19 protein-coding genes are annotated in these 21,053 nt (G+C 54.6%); 11 read left to right on the top strand and 8 right to left on the bottom strand.

All coding sequences use genetic code 11. The features are described 5' to 3' along the window. Nucleotides 1-352 precede the first annotated feature (352 nt). A complete protein-coding gene (gene bamA / locus KVT28_RS08320) occupies nt 353-2,785 on the bottom strand; it encodes an outer membrane protein assembly factor BamA (RefSeq protein WP_217547655.1) in 2,433 nt (810 codons plus the stop codon). 214 nt (nt 2,786-2,999) lie between these two features. Next, nucleotides 3,000-4,409, bottom strand: a complete 1,410-nt coding sequence (locus KVT28_RS08325; protein WP_110867003.1) for an MFS transporter — start codon at nt 4,407-4,409, stop codon at nt 3,000-3,002. Nucleotides 4,410-4,524: 115 nt separating this feature from the next. On the opposite strand from KVT28_RS08325, the gene KVT28_RS08330 reads away from it, so the two are divergent. Beyond that, nucleotides 4,525-5,379 carry a helix-turn-helix transcriptional regulator gene (locus KVT28_RS08330; protein WP_137387201.1) on the top strand — a complete coding sequence of 285 codons (855 nt, stop codon included), beginning with the start codon at nt 4,525-4,527 and terminating at the stop codon, nt 5,377-5,379. Between the two features lie 4 nt (nt 5,380-5,383). Here the strand turns inward: KVT28_RS08330 and KVT28_RS08335 are convergent, their stop codons facing one another. Continuing rightward, nucleotides 5,384-6,376 carry a glycosyltransferase family 32 protein gene (locus KVT28_RS08335; protein ID WP_217547657.1) on the bottom strand — a complete coding sequence of 331 codons (993 nt, stop codon included), beginning with the start codon at nt 6,374-6,376 and terminating at the stop codon, nt 5,384-5,386. Between the two features lie 337 nt (nt 6,377-6,713). Here KVT28_RS08335 and KVT28_RS08340 point away from each other — a divergent pair, with 337 nt between their 5' ends. After that, entirely contained in the window at nt 6,714-7,421 is a 708-nt protein-coding gene (locus tag KVT28_RS08340; protein WP_217548509.1) for a phage antirepressor KilAC domain-containing protein, read from the top strand. A 102-nt stretch (nt 7,422-7,523) separates the two neighbouring features. On the opposite strand, the gene KVT28_RS08345 is transcribed toward KVT28_RS08340, so the two are convergent. Then, entirely contained in the window at nt 7,524-8,015 is a 492-nt protein-coding gene (locus KVT28_RS08345; protein WP_110867007.1) for a GNAT family N-acetyltransferase, read from the bottom strand. Between the two features lie 441 nt (nt 8,016-8,456). On the opposite strand from KVT28_RS08345, the gene KVT28_RS08350 reads away from it, so the two are divergent. After that, a complete protein-coding gene (locus KVT28_RS08350) occupies nt 8,457-9,884 on the top strand; it encodes a trehalose-6-phosphate synthase (RefSeq protein WP_225608264.1) in 1,428 nt (475 codons plus the stop codon). Nucleotides 9,885-9,924: 40 nt separating this feature from the next. On the opposite strand, the gene KVT28_RS08355 is transcribed toward KVT28_RS08350, so the two are convergent. Continuing rightward, complete coding sequence (locus KVT28_RS08355) at nt 9,925-11,106, bottom strand: FAD-binding oxidoreductase (protein ID WP_192235485.1); 1,182 nt, start codon at nt 11,104-11,106, stop codon at nt 9,925-9,927. Between the two features lie 118 nt (nt 11,107-11,224). Beyond that, a complete protein-coding gene (locus KVT28_RS08360) occupies nt 11,225-12,166 on the bottom strand; it encodes a 2-hydroxyacid dehydrogenase (protein WP_217547660.1) in 942 nt (313 codons plus the stop codon). 232 nt (nt 12,167-12,398) lie between these two features. Between KVT28_RS08360 and KVT28_RS08365 the strand changes: the two genes are divergently transcribed. From KVT28_RS08365 to crtB, 5 genes are read left to right on the top strand one after another with little or no spacing between them, the layout of a single operon-like run. Further along, nucleotides 12,399-13,304, top strand: a complete 906-nt coding sequence (locus KVT28_RS08365) for a polyprenyl synthetase family protein (RefSeq protein ID WP_217547662.1) — start codon at nt 12,399-12,401, stop codon at nt 13,302-13,304. Nucleotides 13,305-13,318: 14 nt separating this feature from the next. Next, nucleotides 13,319-14,596 (top strand): glycosyltransferase, encoded by a 1,278-nt coding sequence (locus KVT28_RS08370; RefSeq protein ID WP_217547664.1) that lies wholly within the window; start codon nt 13,319-13,321, stop codon nt 14,594-14,596. After that, nucleotides 14,596-15,762: a lycopene beta-cyclase CrtY gene (gene crtY / locus KVT28_RS08375; RefSeq protein WP_217547666.1), complete on the top strand. Its 1,167-nt coding sequence runs from the start codon at nt 14,596-14,598 to the stop codon at nt 15,760-15,762. Before KVT28_RS08370 ends, crtY begins: the two co-directional genes overlap by 1 nt. Then, nucleotides 15,759-17,240, top strand: a complete 1,482-nt coding sequence (locus KVT28_RS08380) for a phytoene desaturase (protein ID WP_217547669.1) — start codon at nt 15,759-15,761, stop codon at nt 17,238-17,240. The genes crtY and KVT28_RS08380 overlap by 4 nt, the downstream gene beginning before the upstream one ends. Then, on the top strand, nt 17,237-18,166 hold the full coding sequence (crtB, locus tag KVT28_RS08385; protein WP_217547671.1) for a 15-cis-phytoene synthase CrtB: 930 nt from the start codon (nt 17,237-17,239) through the stop codon (nt 18,164-18,166). Before KVT28_RS08380 ends, crtB begins: the two co-directional genes overlap by 4 nt. Here the strand turns inward: crtB and KVT28_RS08390 are convergent. After that, nucleotides 18,105-18,638 carry a sterol desaturase family protein gene (locus KVT28_RS08390; protein WP_101761117.1) on the bottom strand — a complete coding sequence of 178 codons (534 nt, stop codon included), beginning with the start codon at nt 18,636-18,638 and terminating at the stop codon, nt 18,105-18,107. The two genes, crtB and KVT28_RS08390, sit on opposite strands and share 62 nt — an antisense overlap. Before the next feature lie 185 nt (nt 18,639-18,823). Here KVT28_RS08390 and KVT28_RS08395 point away from each other — a divergent pair, with 185 nt between their 5' ends. The 3 genes from KVT28_RS08395 (at nt 18,824) to KVT28_RS08405 (ending at nt 20,696) form a co-directional block, all read left to right on the top strand. Further along, complete coding sequence (locus KVT28_RS08395; protein ID WP_101761118.1) at nt 18,824-19,063, top strand: type II toxin-antitoxin system CcdA family antitoxin; 240 nt, start codon at nt 18,824-18,826, stop codon at nt 19,061-19,063. 2 nt (nt 19,064-19,065) lie between these two features. Further along, nucleotides 19,066-19,374, top strand: coding sequence for a CcdB family protein (locus tag KVT28_RS08400; RefSeq protein ID WP_137387189.1), 309 nt, complete (start codon nt 19,066-19,068; stop codon nt 19,372-19,374). Between the two features lie 131 nt (nt 19,375-19,505). Continuing rightward, nucleotides 19,506-20,696 (top strand): MFS transporter, encoded by a 1,191-nt coding sequence (locus KVT28_RS08405; RefSeq protein WP_101761120.1) that lies wholly within the window; start codon nt 19,506-19,508, stop codon nt 20,694-20,696. Here KVT28_RS08405 and KVT28_RS08410 read toward each other — a convergent pair. Then, nucleotides 20,689-21,033 carry a helix-turn-helix transcriptional regulator gene (locus KVT28_RS08410; RefSeq protein ID WP_101761121.1) on the bottom strand — a complete coding sequence of 115 codons (345 nt, stop codon included), beginning with the start codon at nt 21,031-21,033 and terminating at the stop codon, nt 20,689-20,691. The genes KVT28_RS08405 and KVT28_RS08410 overlap by 8 nt on opposite strands. Between the last annotated feature and the right edge of the window lie 20 nt (nt 21,034-21,053).

Raw genomic sequence — 21,053 nt, forward strand, 5'->3', positions numbered from 1 at the left:
GTACGATTTGGAAAACCGCAATGAATCGCCATCAAGGAGGAAAAGGTGGACAGTGGAGTAAAGCGTCCGCCGCAAGGATGCGGCGGCCGAGGCTACAGGGATGTATTCACGCCGTCTTTACGCAACGCCCGCCTTTTCCGACTGAAACGCACGTTTTTACCTAACAAATAAAAAAGCCACCCAAACCTGGGTGGCGAAATACAATTTATCACATGCATAACAACGATATTGGCGAACACTCATTCCTTAAGCATTTCACAACGGCTATTGTACTCTGCTGGCTATTTTATTCCGTCTTAACCGTTTAAAGATAATGTAAAACTCCTCTCAACCTTTAACGAATTAAATACATCTACCAGGTTTTACCAATATTAAACTGGAACTGCTCCGACTTATCGCCCTCATATTTTTTAATCGGCAACGCATACGAAAACACCAGCGGACCCAGCGGTGACTGCCATTGCAAGGCCACGCCACTCGACACGCGAATCTGGCTGGGATCGCCATAATCGGGAATCCCCGCCGCTTTAGTGGCTGCGGTATTCTGCCAGCCGGTATCCCATACGGTGCCGGCATCAACAAACAATGAAGTGCGCAGCGCATCGGCATAGCGCTCGCTGATAAACGGCGTAGGGACAATCAGCTCCGCGCTCACCACCGCCATCGCATTACCGCCCACCGCATCATCCGATTTCTCCACCGGGCAAGCACCGTAACTGCTTTCGCTGCCGCTGCAGCGGTAATAGGCGGCTTTTGGCCCGATGGTGTTGGAGGAGAATCCGCGTACCGAACTGGAGCCGCCGGCATAGAAGTTATCGTAGAACGGCACTTCTTTGCCGCCTAAACCGTCGGCGTAACCGGCTTTACTGCGGCCCATTAGCACCCAGCGATGGTCGCTGCTCAGCGGCACGTAGCCGTTTGCGGTCAACGTGCTTTTGTAATAACTGTTGGTGGAACCTGGAATGGTCACTTTGGTGTTGAAACCTGCGCTCACGCCCGAGGTAGGGAAGAAGCCGCGATCCAGCGAGTTGTAGCTCCAGCCTATGTTCCAGAAGAAATCGTTGGCGGTAAATTTGTCCGCCACGGTGGCGTCGTCATCGTCGTCATCGCTGGTGATGACTTTTGGATGAATGCCCTGCGAACCCAGATAGCGCCACATTGCTACCTGCGGTGCCATATTGCTGACGCGGTTATAGACGTAATCCAGCCCGCTGTTCACGCTGCTGTTTTCGCCGATTGGGAAGCTTAACGTGCTACTCGCGCCGAAGCTTTTCAGCGTGTATTCGGAAAGATCGTTATCTTCCGCGCTGTAATCGTTGTAGAACAGTTTGCCGCCAAGACTCACGCCATCCACGGTGAAATAGGGATCGGTAGCGGCGATTTCGACATAGGTTTGATAGCTGTTTTTCGTGCCGCTAAAACTCACGGTATTGCCGGTACCCATCCAGTTATCCTGGCTGACACCAAGCTGATAACTGATGCCGCTGTCGGTGCCGTAACCCAGTCCAACGTTGAAGGTGCCGGTATTGCGCTCCTTCACTTTGTACACCACGTCCACCTGATCCGGGCTGCCCGGCACGCGCTGCGTATCAACATCTACGCTTTCGAAATAACCGGTACGATTAAGGCGCGCCTTGCCCTGCTCCACCTGATTGCTCGCCAGCCATGCGCCTTCCATCTGACGCATTTCACGACGCAGCACCGCATCTTTCGAGGTGTCATTGCCCGAGAAACGCACCTGTCGCACTGAGAAGCGCCGCCCGGCATCGACATTCACGTGTAGCTGCACGGTTTTATCGCTGTCGTCTATTTCCGATTGCGTATTCACCTGCGGGAACGCATAGCCGTAACGACCGAGCAGGCTTTTAATCGCCTCTTCGTTTTGGCTGATTTTTGCCCCGCTGTATAAGCTGCCCGCCGGCATGTGCGCCAGTTTTTCAATTTCGGCGGAATAGCCGGCCATATTTCCGCTCAGCGTTACGCCGCTAACATGATAAACATCGCCTTCATGAATATTTATCGTGACGTAAATATGCTTTTTATCCGGCGTTAAACTGACTTGTGTGGAATCGAGGTTAAAGCGTGCGTAACCGCGATCGAGATAATAACTGCGTAGCGTCTCTAAATCGCCTGAGAGTTTCTGTTTCTGGTATTTCTGATCGGCGATCAAATTCCACCACGGCACATCGTCGCGCAGCTGGAAATGCGAGATCAGTTCATCAGCGGAAAAAGCGTGGTTGCCGACAATGTTGATCTGCTGAATTTTCGCCGACACGCCTTCGGTGAAAATGAACTTCAGATCGACACGGTTGCGCGGCAACGGCGTGACGACCGCTTTGACGCTGGCGGTATATTTCCCGGCGCTGAAGTAGAAATCTTCCAGCCCTTTTTCCATATCCGATAGCGTGGTGCGGTCCAGCGCTTCACCCACGCGCACGCCCGAGGCATCAAGGTTTTGCTTGAGCTGATCCTCTTTAATCGCTTTGTTACCAGAGAATGAGATGCTGGCAATCGCCGGGCGCTCTTTGACTTTGACAAGCAGCGCATCCCCGTCACGCAGCACCTGCACATCGTCAAAATTGCCGGTGGCGAACAGCGCGCGGATGCTGTGGCGAATATCATCATCATTGACGCGATCGCCAACACGCAGCGGCATATGCAGCAACGCCGCGCCGGGTGCGACGCGCTGAAGCCCAGCAAAGTGAATATCCTTTAGGGTGAAATCATCTGCACCAAAGGCAGTGGTGGTTACCATTAAAAGTAACCCGGTTAACATCTTCTTCATCTGTTGTGAGCCTGCCGTTTTTCCTGTGCCTGATTCAAGCGCCTTGCTTCCGCACCACATAAAAACGGGCTGAACACGAGGTTCAGCCCGTTAACTGCGGCGATATGTTCCGGAAAAAAGACCGCTGAGCCAAAGGTAAATTCATCGCGACCCGCGGATTTTCGGTTGTTTTACAATAAGCTGCATCGCTCCTGCCAAAATCCCCGCATAAGAATTACCCTTCTGCCGTTACCGGCTGAAACGTACGGCGATTGAGGCTGGTGAAGATCACCAGCAATGCCATCATCACCAACTCAACGCCGAGCGTACCGGTGATTGCCGCCAGATGATTGCCGTGCGTATAAATCTGCGTGAATACACCGCCCAGCAGCATCGGGCCTAAACCTAACGCCGATTGCTGAACCGTCGACAGCACCGCGCTGCCCGCGCCCGCCTGATGATGCGGCACGCCGCTCATGCCAATGCGGTAGAAGGTGCTGACGATAAACGACTGACCAAAGCCAATCAGCACCGTGGCGGGAATTAGGGTGAAAATACCGACCTGCGGCCAGGCGAGTTGCAGCGTGGCGATAAGGGCCACCAATCCAACCATCTGAATACCGCAGCCCATCAATAAGGCGCCGCGCTTACCTAAACGCTCGACGATGCGCGTGGATTGCATCGCCCCGATAAAATAGGCCACGCCAAGCGCGATAAACGCATTCCCGGATTGAAACGCCGTCAGCCCTAAACCGGCCTGCAGCGTCAGTGCCACAGAGAACATAAAGCCGCTCCAGCAGGAGAAGAACAGCACCGCCAGCGTCAGGCCAAAACGCACGCTCGGCAGACGCAGTAGTGAAGGCGGCAACAGCGGCGCGCCGTTGGCCGCTTCCAAACGCAGCGAACTCTGGCGCAGACGATGCAGAAACAGCGGGAACAGCACCAGCAGCAAGATGCACGGCCACGACCAATGCAGCAGCGGACCAAGCGCCAGTGCCAGCATCAGGCAACCAATCGCGCCCGCCAGCAGCAAGGTTCCGCTAATATCCACCGGTACGCGCTGCGTGTTCTGCGTCTCCGGCACAAAGCGGCGCGCGGTGATCAGCACAAACAGGCAAATTGGCAGGTTAATCAGGAAAACGCTGCGCCAGCCGTAGCCGCCGATATCCGCTTTGATGAGAAATCCGCCCAACACCTGACCGATGATAAAGGCCAGCCCGCCAATGCCGCCATACAAACCGATGGCGCGCGCATGCGCTCTGCCCTTCAGCGTGATGTGCAGCGTGGCGAGGATTTGCGGCACGATAAAGGCCGCGCCCACGCCTTGCAGCGCGCGGGCAAACATCAACAGGCCAACGCTGTTGGCGATGCCGCATAATAAAGATGCAATACCGAAGATCCCTACTCCGGCAAGGAACACGCGACGGCGACCGTAGTTATCGCCGAGCCGTCCGCCCATCGCCAGGCAGATGGCAAAGGCAATGCCGTAGACCGCGACGATCAGCGCCAGCTCAATCGCCGTGGCCTGCAGCGTGTGGGCCATCGCGTCTAACGCTACGTTAACGATAGAAAAATCAATCATGGGCAGCAGTTGCCCGGCAAGCAGGACCATCAATCCTGTGCGTTGAAGTTGCGATGTCTGCATCGGTTTTACCTTGTTTTTGCTGTCAGTACGGCATAGCATCACCTAACCGTTAAACGGGTACCAGTTCTTGATTATCATGGTATAAACACTACCCGTCTTGTCGAAGGATCTGCTTATGAGCCTGGCATCCGCGCCTGTTACCACCGAACAAAACAACCGTAAATTACTCGGCACCTTTCTGCGCACGCGCCGGGAAAATCTCGATCCCAATCGACTCGGTTTACCCCGCATGCGCCATCGTCGCACGCCGGGTTTACGCCGTGAAGAAGTCGCGCAGTTAGCGGATGTTGGCGTGACCTGGTATACGTGGCTGGAACAGGGACGCGATATCAAAGCCTCGCCGAAAACCCTGACGGCGATCGCTAGCGCGTTGCAGTGCAACGATGTGGAAACGCAGCACCTGTTTTCGCTCGCCGGGCACGCATTGCCCTCGGTGCGCGTGGTAGCCGCCTGCTGCAAAATTGCCGCGCACAATCAGCAGATGCTCGATGCGATCCAGTTACCGGCGATTATTGAGACGCCGCGCTTTGATATTCTCGGTTACAACGCTGCGTGGTGTGCCTTGATGGGCGTGGATCTAGCCGAGATCGCGCCTGAAGATCGCAACTGCATCTGGCTGGCCTTCAACCACCCAACCTGGCGCAAAGCGCTGAATGACTGGGATGAAGTGATGCCGCAGATGGTGGCGATGTTTCGCGGGCAGATGGGCGAGCACCTTGGCGATCCACACTGGGAAAGCTTTCTTGCCCGCTTGCTAAACAGTTCAGATGAGTTTGCGCACACCTGGCAGCGTTATGAATTGGGCCAGGTGGAAAATCGCGTAAAACGTTTTTACCGCGACGAAGTGGGTGAAATGACGCTGCGGCAAAATAACTGGTGGTCCGCGTCACGCAACGGCGATCGCCTGCTGGTGTATGTGCCGGACGATGAAATCAGCGCCGCGGCACTCCAGCAGTTGATCAATCCGTGATGCGTTATGCCTTGCCCGTCAGTGCCGGAACCGGTGTCTGCGGGCGGGCGCCCTTCTGGCTGTTTAACAGAATCTGACCCAACAAGCTGTCTTTGTTCACCACGCCATATTTCAGGTTGGTGTCGAGATATTTACGATCAAATCCCGTCAGTTTGGTCAGCGGCGGCAAGACGGCCGGCAGACGATCGACCATCAGCATGCGGCTCAGCTTCACCGGACGCCACTCCACCAGGCTTTGATATAGCAACGCGCTGGCTTCGCATTTACGCAAATAGAAGTTGTACTGATTGTTCTCACGCAGCGCCTGCTGCTGCGCGATATACACCACCAAATAATCTGGTGGCGTGATGCCCTGAACAATAGTTTCGTAATTGGGCAGCGCGAGCAAACGACGGAAAAACTCGTCGGCGCCCACTTCAACAATCGGGCGGAAAAAGTGCAACCAGCGCGCAATAAAGGCGTTATTTTTTGGCGCGGCCAGGAACCAGGATTCAATCACCGGATAGGCTTTATCCAGCGTCGAACTGTCGCGATAAAAGGCGATCAAGTCATAACCATCGTTAACATTCAACGCTAACAATTCGTCCATCGTGCGGTTGAGAATGATGGTGGCATCCATCCAGATTCCGCCATAGCGATACAGCAGTTCCAGCCGGATTACGTCACTTTTATGTGAAGGACGCATATCCTGATGCACGAAGTGCAGATCGGGCAGATAGTGCTGAATATTCAGGTTATTGATGACGATTACCTGATAGCCGGGGTTTTCGCGCACGATTTTATCGACAAAAATCTGCACTTCTTCCGGTAGCGTTTCACTTTCCCAGTACATCCAAATCTGACGCGGAATGGCAGCGGGCGCGGTCTGGCGTGCAACTAAATTGATATCCTGCTCTGCGGCAGGATTGTAATCGGGCAGCGTTCTGCGTTTGGTCAGCTTTTTTTCCGCCAGTAAACCTAGTGAAACCAAATGGGTTTTAAATTTATTCTTTTTCATCGTTTCTCCAGCAGCACAGCCGCCAGTTAACTACTTATTGCTGTTAAAAAAGGCACACATCAGCCCTGCACCTAATGCTGCAGAAAGCCGACAAAAGCCCGGAAAATTGGCTCAAAATTATCAAACAGCACTCAGCGCGACAATTTAATAAACCGCTAAAACCTCACTTTAAGAGAATACGTAGAACGCCGGGTGTGCGGGATCTGGCTTTGTGAAACGTTACGCAAAGCCGAACATCTTAAGTGAACGGTTAAAAATAATACTGGATATATAAACAGTGTTGCGTATACTTATTCAACAGCCACGAGGCTGAGTAAGTCTGCAAGAGGTGATAATGATGATGATCTCAACGGAAAGTCTGTCTGCTTTGAATGCATCAATGATGATGAGCAGCCGCGAAATTGCCCATGTCACGGGCATTACGCACGGCGAAGTGAAGCGCCTGGTGAAAAGCTTGGAAACCGCACAGCGTCTTTCCCAGCCTTTGACGGTTACTCTCTATGAGCATCAGGGTGAAGTGCGTCAGGAGTTTCATCTTAACAAGCGCGATTCATTACTTGCCGTTGCCCGGCTTTCGCCTGGCTTCACTGCGGAATTACTCGATCTCTGGCAGCAGCGTGAACAGTTTACTCATCTGCCTGATTTCACCAATCCGGCGGAAGCGGCCCGCGCCTGGGCGGAGCAATTTGAGCAGCGCCGTGCGGCTGAGCAGCAACTTGCGTTGTCGGCCCCTAAGGCTGAATTTTTTGATCGCTTTGTCGAGATCGAAGATTCGCTCGGCTTTCGTCAGCTGTGCAAGATGTTGAAGGTAAAGGAAACTGAGTTTCGTGAGTTTTTGTTAGAACGCAACATCATGTATCGCGAAAAAGGCACGCTGGCACCGCAGCAGCACCATATACAGGCGGGATATTTCACCCTGCGCTCCGGACGTGGCGAGAATCAGCATGCTTTCTCCCAAGCGCGTTTCACCGCCAAAGGCGTGAAATGGGTGGCCAGTTTATGGGCGGGACATCTGTCGGCTCAGCCGAAAGGTGTGGCTGCATAAAGTGTGCGCAGGTGTCCTAGCGGCGTAATTTATTGCGCGATAAATCGCGCCGCCAGGGAATGTGCGATCATTGAATGCTTAGCGTTATATTTACCTGTTGAATTACAGTTTCATCAGCATCTCATGCCACGCCATGCCACCGTGGTCTGACTCAGACGGTTTGATGTACTGATAGCCCCATTTTTTATACAGCTCAACGTGCTGGGTTTTGCACATCAGATGAATGGTTCGCTTGTCCATTTTCTTCATCAGCTCGATAAACTGGCGCATCAGCAGCGACGCATAACCTTTGCCCTGATAAGCGGGATCAAGCACCACCGACATAATCACGGCGTTGGGTGCTGCCGGATCGTGGCCGATTAACTCTTTGAACGCTTCATCCGACATCACCACCTCCCACGCACAACCGGCGTTGATAAAACCAATCACCTTGCCATCGGTTTCCAGACATAAAAATCCCTGTGGATACTGCGCAATGCGGGTAGCAATTTTTTCACGCGTGGCGGCTTCATCACCTTCGTAAGCCTCAATTTCAATCGCGTAACAGCGATCCACATCTGCCAGCCTGGCTTCTCTAAATACTAACGTTGACACGATTAAACCTCTTAGATTCCTCTATGAACGGCGGTCATTCTAACAGGCCGAATGTGTCTTTGCGCATAAGTACTCCCCTCAAACCATTAAAGTCGCCATCTAAAGTGATCAAAAAAATTAACGCCAACATTTATCCTGGTTGTAAATAAAATCTATTAAATTTTTATAACTCTCAGCGTCTTTTTTACGACATTTTTACGGGTTGGTCGGTTAGATTAATTTCATCGACAGCCCTGAAGGATTCGGAGAGGTAGCGCGAGATGAAAAGTATCGAACTCACTAATAGCGGTTCATCCGCATAACGTCAGCGGTCAACACGCACCGGTCCATTAACGCCTGTGAGCGTAAATCATGAGCGGCATGCTGCAATTTATACTGCGCCAACCTTTTTTAAATTCTCTGCCAATGATTCATGGGCAGATTAAGCAACGGGTCAAAACTATGTCAGGCTTGATTTTGGTATCACACAATCAAAATAATCACTCAACGCTTTCTAACATTTATGAAAGCATATTGACGCGTCGCGGTGGCATGTGGGTGAAATGGAGTGGCGAGTTTGAATCATTTACCACTGAACCTCATCGTGAGCTGAATTTTACTAGCGGCAAAGCATTCGACACGCTGACATTTCGCTTAACCAAAGCAGAATATGAAGAAGGTTATCATCAATATATTCATCAGGGATTGTGGCCGGTATTTCATCAGCGCCCCGACATGGCGCGTTTTTCCACCAGCAGCCAAATCGGTTATATGAAACTGAATGAAACCTATACGCGCGCCATCAGTGAATATGCCATGCCCGATGATGATATTTGGTTGCAGGATTATCACCTGATTCCCAGCATTAAAATGCTGCGCGATGCCGGCCTGATAAATCGTATCGGCTTCTTTTTCCATCAGCCTTTCCCAGCAGGACAATCTTTTGAATCGGTGCCGAACTGGCGCTATCTGGCCGATGCATTATTGTGCGCCGACTTAATTGGCTTTCAGACCACCCAAGACATGAACAATTTCACCGCCTGGATTGAATCCCGCTTCCGTTGCGAGCGTCTAACGCCTTACACGCTGCGTATCCACGGCCGTCAGATTCGCGTAGGCGTATTCCCGGTAGGCATTGATACCGTGGAAACCAGCGCGCTAGCTGAAAGCAACAGCTGCCAGTATATGGAGCAGCAATGTCGCGCAACCTTACCGGAGAATCTGATCCTCAGCGGTGGCCATTTTGACGACAGCACCGGCACGCCCTACCGCATCAGCGCCATAGAAGTTTTACTGCGTCAACACGAGGAGTATCACCACAAGTTTTCCATGGTGCAACTGGCTTCAGCGGCGTCAGGTTACAGCCATCGCATTAAAGAGTTATCGCGCGATTTGGAAACCCGCTGTGGCGAAATGAACGGCGTGCATGGCGAGCTGAACTGGTATCCGGTGCGTTATTTGAGCAACCATTATTCACATGAAGAACTGTGCGGATTTTACCGTGCAGCGCGTGTGGCGTTGGTCACACCGCTGATAGCCGGGATGAGTTTGATGGCGAAAACCTATGTGGCGGTGCAGGATCACGCTAATCCCGGCGTGCTGATTCTGTCGCAGTTTGCCGGCGCCGCCGAACAGATGCAGGGCGCACTGTTGGTCAATCCTTACGATCCCGATGCCATCGCCGATGCCATTCATACCGCGCTTATCATGCCGCTTTCGGTGCGTCGCGAACGTCACGCCAGCCTGCTAAAAAACCTGCATCTGCATGATTGCCACAAATGGGCCGATAGCTTCATTAACGCGCTGCAGCCGCGAGAACAGGAATGCGATTTAACCCTGAAATCAGGTGCGATAATTTCGAATGGTTTCAGTGGGCGACTGCGTTATTGATGCAAATGGATGAGGCCGCCTGCGAACGGCAATCATCGCGTTATTGCGCCGCCGGGAAATTACGCTTAATGGGCGCAAACGCTTCCACGCTTTTGCCCAGCAGACGCTGCGGACGGAAATCGCTCAGCAGCTCACTTGCCACATCACCGATCAGCTCTTCAGCCACCAGCTTGCCAATCAATGGCGAAAGGGTGATACCGCTGTGTGTCACCGCCACATACACGCGATGATGCGCGGTGACATAGCCCAGCGCCGGTAAACCATCGGCAGGTCGTGCGCGTTGCCCCACCACAATCTGTTCAATCTGCAACTCGCCCGCATCCGCAAACAGCGCGTGATAACGCTCGCGGAACTGCGCGGCGATATCGCTGGTGATTGAGGGTGGCGCAGCAGAATCGGCCAGGTGATCCAACTCTAAGGCTTGCAGCAGCAAACGTCCGCCGCCGTCCGGGCGTACGTTAAGTTGCGGAGAGATGAGATTGGCATTGAGCGATAACGGCTGCGGCGCGGTGCGCACCAGGAAACTACAAGCCACCGCGTTCGGTTTGCTGGTATCCAGCAACGCCAGATTGAGTCCCAGTGAATTTAGCAGCTGATTGGCCCAGCGTCCGGTGGCTAACACAATACGATCGCCCTGCCACTGCTCGCCATTTTCCAGCTGCAGCGTAACCCGATCGGCACTTTCACTGATGCTATTGATACGCTGATGCTGGTACAGCACCGCACCGCGCGCTTTGGCTTCTGACCATAAGCGCGCCAGATAGAGCGCCGGATGCAGCACCGATTCTGTCGGGAAATGCCACACGCTGCCGCTGATGGCCTGCGCCCGCAGCTCCGGAATATCGCGCAGCACATCTGCTGGCGACACTTCACGTGCCGCATAACCCGCCGATTGCAACGACGTGGCACGCTGCAGCAAACGTTGCTGCGCATCGCCCTCGGCGGCCCACTCCCATGTACCGCCAGTTTCCAGCCAGCGCAATCCGTTCGGCTGCGCTTGCTGCAGTTTGAGGTGCTCTTCCATCGAGAGCGCATTAAGCAGGTGATAACTGCGCGGCTGTTTGCCATTGGAGTTTACCCAGGCAAACGTCGTGCTGCTGGTGCCCGCGCCAATGTGCTGCTGTTCGAAAACGGTGACTTCAACGCCCTGCAGCGCTAAGGCGCGCGCCACCGCTAATCCGATAACGCCGCCGCCAATAATTGCAATTTTCTGTGCTGTCATAATGGGCTCCTGAATTAAGTGCCGATATCATAACAGCCTGGCTGAACGAAAATTGCTATCGCTAAATAGGGATTATTACGCAGGATATAAGAATTTCGTCTTAATCCGGATGCTTAAATTATACCGATGTCAGAATCTTCCCATCGGCAAAATAGGCCCGTAAATTCTCCAGCACATTATTGGTCATTTGCGCACGCGTTTCGTGAGTTGCGCTGGCAATATGCGGCGTTAATAGCACATTATTTAGTTTACGCAGCGCGGGATTAATTTTTGGCTCATCCGGATAAACATCCAGCGCCGCCCCTTTAATGATTCCCTGCTGCAGTGCAACGATCAGATCGGGTTCATTGATTACTGTGCCACGCGCAATATTGATCACTACGCCCTCTTTGCCGAGCGCCGCCAGCACCTTCGCGTTGACCAGTTGCACATTCTCTTTGCTGCCCGGCAGTGCCAGCACCAGAAAATCGCTAAAGGTGGCGAGTTGTTCGATCGTATCGCAGCGCTTATAGCTGACGTCTTTCGCCGAACGCGCGGTATACGCCACTTCCATACCAAAGGCTTCGGCACGGCGCGCGATGGCTAAGCCAATCGCGCCTAACCCGGCGATGCCAATTCTTTTTCCGCTGGCGCGGCTGGAGAGTTCGACGCCGTTATTTTCCCATGCCCCGGATTTCGCAAACTGATGGTAAGCGACCAAATTACGCGAGAACGCCAGCGTCATTGTCATTGCCAAATCGGCAACATCGTCAGTCAAAATGTCGCGGGTGATGCTGACCTGAATATCGTTTTCGGCAGTGTATTTCAGGTCAATACGATCGGTGCCGACACCGAATACAGCAATGACTTTACACTCCGGCAGTTGCTCCAGCAGTGCCGTTTCCACCCCGACATCGCCGCGCGTAACGATGGCATTGATCGCTTTGCCATGCTGCTGGATAAATAGCATTGCGTCATGCTGCTCATATAAACGATGGCAATGGAAATGTTGCGTGAGCTTTTCATCTAACTGCGGCATTAGCGGCTGAATAATCAGCACGGCAGGTTTGGTATTCGTCATTTTATGTTCCATTAGCGGTATTTATTGACCACCAGCCTAACGGAGTTATTTATGTTACGGCGTTGCTGTTACTTTTTTCGCTGATAAGATCACGCATAGTATTATTACGATGTTTACCTGGTGCGTATGAAGGCGCACGCTACAAAGTCAAGGCCCTCGCTGGCAAACTTACCTTACGCAGTCTACGGTTAATCAAAAAGCATAATAATTTCATCAACCATGGATAGCCATTATGACCACCCATGTCGATAGCACAGCGCATCAGACAAGCGAACTGCTTCAGCTGCAGCAAATTTTACAGGCGCATCTCGAACATTTACTGCCTGCAGGACAGCAAAGCGATCGCGTGCGTGCCGCGATGCGTGCCGGTACGCTGGCGCAGGGCAAGCGCATCCGTCCTTTATTACTGATGCTGGCAGCGCGCGATATGGGTTGCGAGCTGACGCAAAATGGCATTCTCGATCTCGCCTGTGCCGTGGAAATGGTGCACGCGGCATCGCTGATTTTGGATGACATCCCGTCAATGGATAACGCGCAAATGCGCCGTGGTCGTCCCACCGTGCATCGCGAGTTTGGTGAAAACGTGGCGATTCTCGCCGCCGTCGCGCTGCTGAGCCGCGCATTTGAAGTGATTGCCATCGCACCCGATTTGCCTGCGGTGCACAAATCTGAAGCGATTGCCGAACTCTCCGCCGCCGTGGGCCTGCAGGGATTAGTGCAAGGGCAGTTTCAGGATCTGCACGACGGCACCCAGAGCCGCAGTCCGGAAGCGATCGCCTTGACCAATGAACTGAAAACCAGCGTGCTGTTTCGCGCCACGCTGCAAATGGCGGCGATTGCCGCTGACGCTTCACCGCAGGTGCGGCAACGTCTTAGCTTCTTTGCTCAGGATCTGGGCCAGGCGTTTCAGCTGCTCGACGACCTCGCCGACAGCTGCAAACACACCGGCAAAGATGTGCATCAGGATCAGGGTAAATCCACGCTGGTACAGATGCTCGGGGCTGACGGCGCAGAACGTCGTCTGCGCGATCATCTGCGCAGTGCCGATGCACACCTTGCCTGCGCCTGCCATCGCGGCATCGCCACTCGCCAATACATGCACGCGCTGTTTAATCAACAGCTAGCGATGTTCAACTGAGCGCGGCTAAGCCGTTGGGCCACTTTGCGGTGATCGCGCCGCCGCTTTACAGCCACTTTCACGCGTTGCAGGCGTTAGCACAAACGCTGCTGGCGCGTGGCCATCGCATCACCTTCATCCAGCAAGCCGACGCCCGCACTTTGCTCAGCGACGAACGCATTAATTTCGTTGCAGTAGGCCAGCAAACGCATCCGGCCGGTTCGCTGGCGCCCGTGCTGCATCGGCTGGCTTCGCCGGGCGGCCTGTCGCTGTTTCGCGTAATCAACGATCTCGCCTCCTGCACCGATATGCTGTGCCGAGAACTGCCAGCGGTACTGAAATCGTTGAACATTGATGGTGTGATCGCTGATGAAATGGAAGCAGCAGGCGGATTAGTCGCTGAAGCGCTGCATCTGCCGTTTGTTTCGGTGGCCTGCGCCCTACCGGTCAACCGTGAAGCCGGCATTCCGCTGGCGGTGATGCCCTTCCGTTATGCTCAGGATGAAAAAGCGCTGAAACGTTTTCAGGCCAGCAGCGATATCTATGATCGCATCATGCGTCGCCACGGCGACGTCATCCTCAAACACGCGCGGGCGTTCAATTTGACGGAGCGGCGCGGATTGCATCAGTGCCTTTCGCCGCTGGCACAAATCAGCCAGATGGTGCCCGCCTTTGATTTTCCGCGTCAGCAACTGCCGGCCTGCTATCACGCCGTCGGACAACTGCGTGCGCCGCTTGCGGCAGCGCCGCTCAATGCGCCCTGGCCGGCGCTGCGCCAGCCGGTGGTTTACGCCTCGCTGGGTACGCTGCAAGGCCATCGCTTCCGCCTGTTTTTGCATCTGGCACAGGCGTGCCGCCGCCAGCAACTTTCGCTGGTGATCGCTCATTGTGGGGGATTGAACGCCGATCAGGTGCACAAGTTGCAACTGGCTGGTGCGGCGTGGGTGACGGATTTTGTCGATCAACGTGCCGCCCTGCAACACGCGCAGCTTTTTATTACTCATGCCGGATTAAACAGCGCGCTGGAAGCGCTGGAATGCGGTACGCCGATGCTGGCGCTGCCCATTGCCTTTGATCAACCCGGCGTGGCAGCGCGCATTGAGTGGCATGGCATTGGACGGCGCGCATCGCGCTTTAACCGCATTCATCAACTGGAGCAGCATCTGCGACAATTACTTACCGACGATCGCTACGCGTTACGGATGTCAGCGATACAGGCACAGTTGCAGCGCGCAGGCGGTTGCCAGCGTGCGGCCGACATCGTCGAACAAGCGCTGTGCCAGCAACAAGTTGTGCTGGCGGAGGCCACCTGATGCGTGCGCACTACGATGTGATTCTGGTCGGTGCCGGACTGGCAAACGGTTTGATTGCGCTACGTCTGCGCCAACTGAAGCCGCAGCTCAAATGCCTGTTGCTGGAGAGCGACGCACATCCGGCAGGCAATCATACCTGGTCATTTCATCAGAGCGATCTTAGCGCCGATCAGCTGCGCTGGCTGCAGCCGCTGATCACGGCGCGTTGGCCTGGCTATCAGGTGCGTTTTCCCGCGTTGCGCCGCAACCTGGACGGGGATTATTGTTCCATCGCGTCAGGCGATTTTGCCCGGCATCTACTCGCGGCGATGGGTGACGATCTGTGGACAGATGCTGCCGTTAAACAGGTAAAACCCACACAGGTGACGCTGGCGGATGGGCGTGAACTTGATGCGCAGGTGGTGATTGATGGCCGCGGCCTGCAGCCAACGCCGCATCTGCAACTGGGTTATCAGGTGTTTCTTGGACAAGAGTGGCAGCTGGCGCAGCCGCACGGCCTGCAGCAGCCGATTCTGATGGATGCCACCGTCGATCAACAAGCGGGCTATCGTTTTGTTTACACGCTGCCGCTCAGCGCCGATCGGTTACTGATTGAAGATACGCATTACGTTAATCAACCTACGCTGGCGGAGAACTCCGCTCGTCAGCACATCGCTGACTACGCCAAACAGCAAGGTTGGCGGCCTGGCACACTGCTGCGTGAAGAGCACGGCATATTACCGATTACCCTGAGCGGCAATATTGATCGATTCTGGCAACAGCAGCGCGGCCAGCCATGCAGCGGCCTGCGCGCCGGACTGTTTCATGCGACAACCGGTTATTCTTTGCCGTCCGCCGTGGCGCTGGCGGAGTTGGTAGCCACGCTGTTGCCCACCGATGCCCGCACGCTCAGTCAACACATCGAACGCTTTGCCCGTCAGCAGTGGCGCGAGCAGCGATTTTTCCGCCTGCTGAACCGCATGCTGTTTTTGGCCGGTAAGCCGCAGCAGCGCTGGCGTGTAATGCAACGTTTTTACCGGCTCAATGCCGGGTTAATCAGCCGTTTTTACGCCGGACAACTTCGTCTGCATGATAAAGCGCGGATTCTGTGCGGCAAGCCGCCGGTGCCCATCGGTGAAGCGCTGCACGCGCTGTTGAATTCTGTCGAACCAGGGAAGAAAAAATGAAACGCACTTATGTGATTGGCGCAGGCTTTGGCGGCCTGGCGCTGGCGATTCGCCTGCAAGCGGCGGGCATACCAACCACCTTACTCGAGCAGCGCGACAAACCGGGCGGACGCGCCTATGTGTTTGAAGATAGCGGCTTTACCTTTGATGCCGGGCCCACGGTGATCACCGATCCCAGCGCTATCGAAGAGTTGTTCACGCTGGCGGGAAAATCGCTAAGCGATTACGTCGAGCTGATGCCGGTCACGCCCTTCTATCGCCTGTGTTGGGAAGATGGCAAACAGCTCGACTACGACAACAATCAGCCGCTGCTGGAGCAGCAGATCGCTACCTTCAATCCACAGGACGTCGCGGGCTATCGTCAGTTCCTCGCTTATTCGCGCGAGGTATTCAAAGAGGGTTATCTGAAACTCGGCACGGTGCCGTTTCTGCAGGTGCGGGACATGCTGCGTGTTGCACCGCAGCTGGGACGTTTGCAGGCGTGGCGCAGCGTCTACAGCATGGTGGCGAAATTTATTCAGGACGATCACCTGCGGCAGGCGTTTTCCTTCCACTCATTGCTGGTGGGCGGTAATCCTTTTGCAACGTCATCAATCTATACCTTAATTCATGCGCTGGAACGTGAATGGGGCGTATGGTTTCCGCGCGGCGGCACCGGCGCGCTGGTGAAGGGCATGGCGCGACTGTTTGAGGATCTGGGTGGCGAGCTGTTACTGAATGCCGAAGTGAGCCAGCTGGAAACCAATGAAAATCGTATTAGCGGCGTCCAGTTAAAGGATGGACGACGCTTCGATGCCGCAGCCGTAGCCTCCAATGCCGACGTGGTGCATACCTACAACAAACTTCTGCGCCATCATCCTCTAGCAATGAAACGTGCGACATCGCTGAAGCGTAAGCGCATGAGCAACTCTCTGTTTGTGCTCTATTTTGGCCTCAATCAGCCGCATGAACAGCTCGCGCATCATACCGTCTGTTTTGGTCCGCGCTATCGCGAATTGATTGATGAGATTTTTAATAGCAGCCAACTGGCGGAGGATTTTTCACTCTACCTGCACGCGCCCTGCAGCAGCGATCCGTCACTGGCACCACCCGGCTGCGGCAGCTTTTATGTGTTAGCGCCGGTGCCGCATCTCGGCACCGCTGACATCGACTGGCAACAGGAAGGACCGCGCTTGCGCGATCGAATTTTTGCTTATCTGGAGCAGCACTACATGCCGGGATTACGTCAGCAATTAGTAACACACAGAATGTTTACGCCGTTTGATTTTCGCGACACGCTGCATGCTCATCACGGCTCGGCATTTTCGCTGGAGCCAATTTTGACGCAAAGCGCCTGGTTCCGACCGCATAACCGCGATGCCGATATCAGCAATCTCTATCTGGTGGGTGCGGGTACGCATCCAGGCGCGGGCGTGCCCGGCGTAATTGGTTCCGCCAAGGCCACCGCTCAGCTGATGCTGGAGGATCGCGCCGAATGAATCGACAGCCTTTACTCGAGCAAGTGACACAAACCATGGCGGTGGGCTCGAAGAGTTTCGCCACCGCCGCCAGGCTGTTTGATGCACCGACACGCCGCAGCACGCTGATGCTGTATGCATGGTGTCGTCATTGCGATGATGTGATTGATGGGCAAACGCTGGGCGAAGGCGGCACGCAGCATGCCGTCGAAGATGCACAGGCACGCATGCAGCATCTGCAGATTGAAACCCGCCGCGCCTACAGCGGCGCGCACATGGATGAACCGGCGTTTAGGGCGTTTCAGGAAGTGGCGCTTATTCATCAACTGCCGCAACAGCTGGCGTTTGATCATCTGGAAGGCTTCGCCATGGATGCGCGCGACGAACACTATACGAGTTTCGACGACACGCTGCGTTACTGCTATCACGTCGCGGGCGTAGTCGGTTTGATGATGGCGCGCGTAATGGGCGTGCGCGACGAAGCGGTGCTCGATCACGCCTGCGATTTAGGGCTGGCGTTCCAGCTTACTAACATTGCGCGCGATATCGTCGAAGATGCCGAAAATGGTCGCTGCTATCTGCCGCAAGCCTGGCTCGATCAGGCGGGATTACGCGCCGATACGCTGACAGCACCGCAACATCGTGCGGCGCTGGCCACGCTGGCTGCGCGTTTAGTGACGGAAGCGGAACCCTATTATCACTCGGCGCGGTTCGGCTTGCCGGGTTTGCCGCTGCGCTCGGCGTGGGCCATCGCGACGGCACGCGGTGTTTATCGCGAAATCGGGGTGAAAGTTCAGCACGCCGGTGTTCACGCCTGGGATTCACGACAGCGCACCAGCCGCAGCGAAAAACTGGCGCTGCTGGTGAAAGGGGCCGGCCTGGCGATCACTTCGCGTGTGGCTCGTCCGGCGCCACGTCCGGCTGGTCTGTGGCAGCGTCCTCGTTGATTTTTCTCCCGTGGCGCTGACGCAGCGTGGCTTGCAGCTTATTGAGCGGTGGCGCGTAGAGGAAACCAAACGACACGCAGCCTTCACGCCCGCGCACTGCATGATGCATGCGGTGCGCCATGTATAAGCGCTTGAGATAGCCTTTGCGCGGGATATAGCGAAACGGCCAGCGTTGATGCACCAGGCCATCGTGCACCATGAAGTAAAGCGCGCCGTAGGTCGTCATCCCGGCACCAATCCACTGCAGCGGCCACATGCCTTGCACGCCGACATAGATCAGCACGATCGCCAGCACCGCAAACACCACCGCATACAAATCGTTAAGTTCAAACTTGCCGCTGTGCGGTTCGTGATGCGACAAATGCCAGCCCCAACCCCAGCCGTGCATGATGTATTTATGCGACAGCGCCGCGACGATTTCCATCACCACCACGGTTGCCAGCAAGATAAGCACGTTCCATAACCAGATCATTGTTCGTCCATTTGTGGAAAAGGGAAATACTAAAGGTGGACGCGGATGAGCGATGGCGCAAGGTTTACCATGTTTAGAAATTTTAAAAGTCCATAGCACGTTAAGAAAGCTGCATTGCAGAGAGCGCAGATTTCACCCATACTCAACACACTGATTTATACACGTGTTAACTACACGGGGGATTTATGCCTTCTACAGCCGTAAGACAAAAAAAAACTGTCAGTGTGACACTTGAACCTGCATTACTCGAGCAGGCTAGAGAAGCAGGGCTCAATTTATCCGCCATCCTATCTAAAGCTTTGCAACATGAAATTCGCATAACCGAAGCGGAAAGATGGAAGCGTGAAAACAGTGAAGGTTTGCAGGAACTCAATCGCATAACCGAAGAACACGGTTTATTGTCGGATGAATACAGGACGTTTTAGACATGCAATATTTTATTTATCGCAATACCAATAGGAACAGCGAGTACCCTTATCTGGTAGACGTTCAAAGTGAGATTATCGGCGAACTGGCGTCACGAATCGTTATCCCGCTCTACCCTCTAAACCAGTTTAAAAAAAAGCAAGTTGAACGACTTAATCCGGTAATCAAGGTTGAAGGCGAGGAATTTCTGGTCATGACTCACGAAATGGCCAGTGTGCGCGTGTCGCTTCTAGGCGATCAGGTGATGGATGCACGTGTGTATCGCCAGCGGATTAAAGACTCGGTTGATTTTGTCTTTGATGGGTTTTGATACTTTACATCCTAAAAGCCCCTCGTTAGTATTGCCCTCCTTTCAGCAGTTAATCGCCGCTGCGTAAGCGTTAACGTCAACCAACGCACCATAAGCAGACTCGCTCTGCCTCATTGCTATGGTGCGAAAATATGACCCATACCGTTTTATCTGCGAATCCTGCTCTGCGTCGTTCTGGTTTTTTCCTGTTCTTACTGCTGCTGACAGCGGCCAACTTGCGCACGCCTATTACCGCGGTTGGCCCGGTGCTGGAAAACATCCGTCTGACGTTTGGCTTGAGCGCCAGTGCGGCGGGCGTGATCAACTTCTTGCCGCTATTGATGTTCGCTACCTTAGCGCCACCCGCAGCATGGTTCGGCAACCGTTTTGGTCTTGAGCGCAGTTTATGGGGCGCATTGCTGCTCATCACGCTGGGATCGATTCTGCGTATCAGCGGCAGTGAAAATGCGTTGTGGGTGGGAACGATCATCCTGAGCTCGGGGATTGCGGCGGCCAACGTGCTGCTGCCGCCGCTGATTAAGCGTGATTTCACCGAACACACCGCGCGATATGTTGGCTTGTACGCGATGACCATGGCGATCACCGCCAGCATTGCATCGGGCGTGGTGGTGCCGCTGGCAGAGCTGAGTCGCGCGGGTTGGCGACTCTCATTAGCGGTGTGGCTGATTCCGGCGATTATCGCTCTGTTGGCCTGGCTGCCGTACCTGAAAAAACCTGCGCCTCAGACCAAAAACAGCGCCAACGGCGCATCAACGCGCTCACCGTGGCGCGCGGCCTTAGGCTGGCAGGTTTCGCTGTTTATGGCCTGCCAGTCGTTGGTGTTCTACACCTTGATCGGCTGGTTTACGCCTTTTGCGCAAGACAGCGGCATTAGCCAGCTGGAAGCGGGTGGCATGCTGTTTGTCTATCAGATTGTGGCCATCGTTTCGAACCTGGCCTGCATGAGCGCACTGAAAAAAATGCACGACCAGCGGATGATTGGTTTTCTCGCATCGCTATCGATTTTTATCGCCGTCGCGGGACTGTTAATGGCACCGCAATACGCACTGCCGTGGCTGATTCTGGCGGGACTGGGCGCCGGTGCATCAATGGTGATTTGCCTGTCGCTGTTTAATCTGCGCACCCATGATCATTTGCAGGCTTCGAAATTGTCGGGCATGGCACAGTGCGTCGGTTACGGATTAGCGGCGCTGGGCCCGCTCTGTTTTGGCCTGCTGCATGATGTCAGCGGCAACTGGCAGTGGCCGCTGATGCTGCTGTTGGTGATTGCGGGGTTGCAGATGATTGTGGCTACGCTGGCTGGGCGTGCGCGGGTTATTTAATCTGGAAATCATCCAGCGTGGTGCGGGTCAGGGGATCTTGCTGGGTGGCGCTTAACAGCGAATCGAGCAGACCCGGAAAACGGGCATCGAGATCGTCGCGTCGCAACGACAGCAGGTTTTCACGTCCAGAGGGTTTCTGCCAGATAATGCCGCCCTCGCGCAGTACGCGCCAGTGATGGGTCAACGTGGATTTGGAGACGCCTTTCAGCAGCGATCCGCAAGTATGTTCGCCGCCGTCCGCCAGAATGCTGATTACCGTCATGCGCATCGGGTTGCCCAACGCCGCCAGCACATTCTCCAGCCTGATTTCGTCGCGCTGTGGATGGTTTTCCAGCATGGCGTGCCTCTTAATAGTGG

It is taken from the genome of Pantoea sp. GbtcB22 (genome assembly GCF_019091025.1).
Taxonomy (GTDB): Bacteria; Pseudomonadota; Gammaproteobacteria; order Enterobacterales; family Enterobacteriaceae; genus Pantoea; species Pantoea leporis.

Excerpts from the sequence above, each read along its gene's own strand:
- KVT28_RS08325 (WP_110867003.1), bottom strand. The coding sequence starts at position 4,409 with ATGCAGACATCGCAACTTCAACGCACAGGATTGATGGTCCTGCTTGCC.
- KVT28_RS08400 (WP_137387189.1), top strand. The coding sequence starts at position 19,066 with ATGCAATATTTTATTTATCGCAATACCAATAGGAACAGCGAGTACCCT.
- KVT28_RS08360 (WP_217547660.1), bottom strand. The coding sequence starts at position 12,166 with ATGACGAATACCAAACCTGCCGTGCTGATTATTCAGCCGCTAATGCCG.
- crtB (WP_217547671.1), top strand. The coding sequence starts at position 17,237 with ATGAATCGACAGCCTTTACTCGAGCAAGTGACACAAACCATGGCGGTG.
- KVT28_RS08390 (WP_101761117.1), bottom strand. The coding sequence starts at position 18,638 with ATGATCTGGTTATGGAACGTGCTTATCTTGCTGGCAACCGTGGTGGTG.
- crtY (WP_217547666.1), top strand. The coding sequence starts at position 14,596 with ATGCGTGCGCACTACGATGTGATTCTGGTCGGTGCCGGACTGGCAAAC.
- KVT28_RS08365 (WP_217547662.1), top strand. The coding sequence starts at position 12,399 with ATGACCACCCATGTCGATAGCACAGCGCATCAGACAAGCGAACTGCTT.
- KVT28_RS08405 (WP_101761120.1), top strand. The coding sequence starts at position 19,506 with ATGACCCATACCGTTTTATCTGCGAATCCTGCTCTGCGTCGTTCTGGT.
- KVT28_RS08330 (WP_137387201.1), top strand. The coding sequence starts at position 4,525 with ATGAGCCTGGCATCCGCGCCTGTTACCACCGAACAAAACAACCGTAAA.
- KVT28_RS08335 (WP_217547657.1), bottom strand. The coding sequence starts at position 6,376 with ATGAAAAAGAATAAATTTAAAACCCATTTGGTTTCACTAGGTTTACTG.
- KVT28_RS08380 (WP_217547669.1), top strand. The coding sequence starts at position 15,759 with ATGAAACGCACTTATGTGATTGGCGCAGGCTTTGGCGGCCTGGCGCTG.
- KVT28_RS08410 (WP_101761121.1), bottom strand. The coding sequence starts at position 21,033 with ATGCTGGAAAACCATCCACAGCGCGACGAAATCAGGCTGGAGAATGTG.
- KVT28_RS08340 (WP_217548509.1), top strand. The coding sequence starts at position 6,714 with ATGATGATCTCAACGGAAAGTCTGTCTGCTTTGAATGCATCAATGATG.
- KVT28_RS08355 (WP_192235485.1), bottom strand. The coding sequence starts at position 11,106 with ATGACAGCACAGAAAATTGCAATTATTGGCGGCGGCGTTATCGGATTA.
- KVT28_RS08395 (WP_101761118.1), top strand. The coding sequence starts at position 18,824 with ATGCCTTCTACAGCCGTAAGACAAAAAAAAACTGTCAGTGTGACACTT.
- KVT28_RS08350 (WP_225608264.1), top strand. The coding sequence starts at position 8,457 with ATGTCAGGCTTGATTTTGGTATCACACAATCAAAATAATCACTCAACG.
- bamA (WP_217547655.1), bottom strand. The coding sequence starts at position 2,785 with ATGAAGAAGATGTTAACCGGGTTACTTTTAATGGTAACCACCACTGCC.